This window comes from Mycolicibacterium xanthum (assembly GCF_019710635.1).
GTDB lineage: Bacteria > Actinomycetota > Actinomycetes > Mycobacteriales > Mycobacteriaceae > Mycobacterium > Mycobacterium xanthum.
The window spans coordinates 1-3,195 of the sequence record NZ_JAIFZS010000130.1; the positions used below are offsets into that span (position 1 = coordinate 1).

A 3,195-nucleotide genomic window follows, 5' to 3' on the forward strand; every position below is an offset into this window, starting at 1 on the left:
GTCGTGGTCGCGTTTGTAGTCGGCGATCAGCGCGTCGAGGTGGGATTGCAGGGCGGCGTCGAATGTCGCGGCTTCCAGGTGCGGGAGTTTGATGCGCCACCAGGTGTACTGCTCGTCGCTGCCCTTGGCGAGGGTGGCCCGCGGCGCCGAGCGGGGAGTGTCCGGTTTGGGGCGGGGTTCGAGTTTGACCGCGGTGCGCAGCTGGGTGACGGTGGCGTAGCGGGCCAGCTCGGCGTAGTGGTCATCAGAACCCTGCCCGGCACGTTCGGCGATGACGCCGACCTGATCCAGCGACAGCCGGCCTTCCTGCAGCCCGGTCACACACCGCGGGAATTCCTCGAGGCGCTCGGCGATGGCGGTGATGGTCTGCGCGTTGTTGGGGGAGCAGCCGGTTTTCCAGGCCATCAGCGCGGCCACCGACCGTGCCCCGGTGATGCCCAACAGCTGGTGGCGGTCCAGTTCGGCGGCGATCGCCACGATGCGCCCGTCGATCGCGTTGCGTTGACCCGCCAGCTGCGACAACTCGTCGAACAACGCATCCAGCCGATCGACAGGACTCAGCCCCACCACCCCGGAAGCAGTAGTCGAAGTCATACCCACATCCTCGCAGCGGGGTACGACATTTTCCCGGCCTCCGGCGGCCCCTTCGGAAGTAGGCAGGCGACGGGCCGGCCCTGGAAGAGCCTCAACGATCTGCCGGAGGTGTCGGGATCAGAGATGTTGCCGGACAAGATAATTCACTTCGACTACTGCATCGACGGTGCGTTGATCCATTTCGGGAGCGGCGCATCAGAATGGCCACGAGGCCGAGCTGGTGAACCAGCGAGCCGGCTACTGAATAGGGCAGGCGTAGGTTCTGGCCACTTCCATCACCCGCTGCTGCGCACCGGGGCCGATGACCCCTTGAGCAGCAAGTTCCAGACCGATGTATCCCGGTATGCCGCCCACACACGCCTGGTGGGCCACGCGCCATGCAGTGTCCGGATTCAGGTTGTAGCCGTTGCGTTGCAGGCCCTGCATGTATTCATCGAATTCCGGTGTGCCCTGGTCGGGGATCGCTTGGGCCGTGCCGGCCAAGGCGACGGCGATCACCACCGATCCGATCAGCGCTGCCATCACACGTCTCATGCCCATCCCCCTGGGTACATCGGACTGTCTTCTTCACATTCGCACACCCCGCCGACAAAGGCCGCGGGATCGCCGATCCGCTCAGGCGATCAACGCCGGCATGCTGTCCCAGCCGCGAGCGGTGGACGATGACGCCATGCGGGCGTTTTCGAGATCGACGTCCCACTCCGGGAATCGCTTGAGGATCTCTTCGAGCGCAATGCATCCTTCCAGGCGAGCAAGCGCCGCGCCGAGGCAGTAGTGGATGCCCACACCGAAGCCGACGTGTTGGCGAGGTTCGCGGTGGATGTCGAAGACATCGCCGTCCGGTGGGAATTGTCGATCATCCCGGCAGGCCGCGGCGATGAGCATCATCATCACGCTTCCCTCGGGAACCGTCTGACCGTAGTAGTCGACGTCGCGGGTGACGTATCGGGCCATATGGGGCGCGGGCGGTTCGAAACGCACCAGTTCTTCGACCGCCTGTGGGATCAGCGCGCGGTTCTCCACCAGTTCATGTCTCTGGTCGGGATGTTCGGCGAGCACTTTGCCCGCCCAGCCGATGAGTCGCGTCGTCGTTTCGTTTCCGGCCTGGGCCACGACATTGACGTAGATCAGAAGTTCGTCGCGACGCAGGCGGCGCGTGGTGCCGGTTTCGTCCTGGAACTCGACATTGAGCAACTCGGTCATGATGTCGTCAGACGGATGCTCGGCACGCCAGCCGATGTAAGCCGCGTAGCTGTCGCCCAGGTGCTGAATCCGTTCTGAACTGAGTTTCAGGGGCCTTCCCGCCTTGGTGCGCAGGTTCGTGTTGGACCGATCCCGGACGGCTTCCAGGTCATCGTCGGGGATGCCGAGCAGCATGCCGATTACTCGCATCGGCATCTCCGCTCCGAGATCGGCGACGAAGTCGAACCGTCCGCCACCCACCAGGGGATCCAAGCTGCGTGAACAGAATTGGCGTGTCTTCTCGGTCAGCTCGTTGATCTTGCGTGGCGTGAACATCCGGGCCAACAACTTGCGGTGGATGTCGTGGATCGGCGGGTCCTCGAACGGCACGATGCCCGGCGGCACCTCCATACCGCTCTTGATCCACTCGAGTATCCCGCCCCGCCCAGAGCTGAATTTGTCGTGGTCGACGAGAGCCTTGCTGACGTCGCTGAACCGGCTGAGCGCGTAGAAGTCGTGCTCGGCGTTGTAGTACAGCGGCGCCTCGTCGCGCAGCCTCCGCAGCATCGGATACGGATCGGCGTTGAGCTCGATGTCGTAGGGGCTGTAGTGGACCTCGTTGGTGGCAGCAGTTGTCATGGCTCTCCGCCTCCCTTTGTGTGACGGAAGAGAATACGACGAGAAGAATATCGAGATCGGTGCACGTTTTCGGCTGGATCACGAAGAAATCCCGGGGTCGTCGGAAACGCTTGTTCCTCCAGCGGAGAGGCTGCTGCCGGTCCATGAACTCCTTCTTCAACCCGTACACCGGGGTCGCCGACATCCTGTGGCCGATCTAGTCGGCAGGCGGGCATCCGCTGACTGCCGCCGCCAGAGTGCCCAGTTGCGCAAGGGTGACTGGGCGGCCTCGATCAGCATGTAGGCCATGGCCCGTCCCGCCGCCCGCGAGGCCGGCGGACCCTTGCATATTCCGGCGCAGATTTCAGTGAATGACAGGCTGTGAGCCCGGCACTCCGCCGCCGAAATCGACCGGCGCGGAATAGTATTCCTTCGTCCAACTCTCGACACTGAGCGACGTGGCGCGGCTTGCGGCCAGCTCGAATCGGATCGGCTCGCCGGGATTCACACCTTTGAGCACATCGGAATCCTTGACGACGATGGCGCCGTTGACGATGACGTAGGGAATGCCGGTCGACGGCAGCGTGCCGTGGGAGTAGGTCGCATTGTCTGTGACGGTCTGTGGGTCGAAGACGGTGATGTCGGCGACCATTCCCTCTTGTAGGCGTCCCCGTTCCTGCATCGCCGTCAAGCCCATCTCGCCCAGGTGGCAGGCCGAGTTGTAGCTGGTCATGGCGACGACCTGCATCAGTGGAATATTGTGCTCCCGCGCCACGCGAAGGGACTTGGCACAACTACCTG

At 63.6% G+C, this 3,195-nt stretch carries 3 protein-coding genes and 1 pseudogene; all 4 read right to left on the reverse strand.

Annotated features, from left to right (window positions below; genetic code table 11):
• The coding region (locus JDV09_RS26360) for a DUF222 domain-containing protein (RefSeq protein ID WP_221372075.1) at nt 1-594 on the reverse strand (594 nt) is incomplete at its 3' end.
• Between the two features lie 237 nt (nt 595-831).
• A complete protein-coding gene (locus JDV09_RS26365) occupies nt 832-1,134 on the reverse strand; it encodes a DUF732 domain-containing protein (RefSeq protein ID WP_221372076.1) in 303 nt (100 codons plus the stop codon).
• A 75-nt stretch (nt 1,135-1,209) separates the two neighbouring features.
• Nucleotides 1,210-2,415: a cytochrome P450 gene (locus tag JDV09_RS26370; protein WP_221372077.1), complete on the reverse strand. Its 1,206-nt coding sequence runs from the start codon at nt 2,413-2,415 to the stop codon at nt 1,210-1,212.
• A 343-nt stretch (nt 2,416-2,758) separates the two neighbouring features.
• A pseudogene (locus JDV09_RS26375) lies at nt 2,759-3,195 on the reverse strand (hypothetical protein); the annotation flags it as partial.

What these genes read in the sequence shown, in the direction of transcription:
- JDV09_RS26365 (WP_221372076.1), bottom strand. Translation starts at nt 1,134, where the DNA reads ATGGGCATGAGACGTGTGATGGCAGCGCTGATCGGATCGGTGGTGATC.
- JDV09_RS26370 (WP_221372077.1), bottom strand. Translation starts at nt 2,415, where the DNA reads ATGACAACTGCTGCCACCAACGAGGTCCACTACAGCCCCTACGACATC.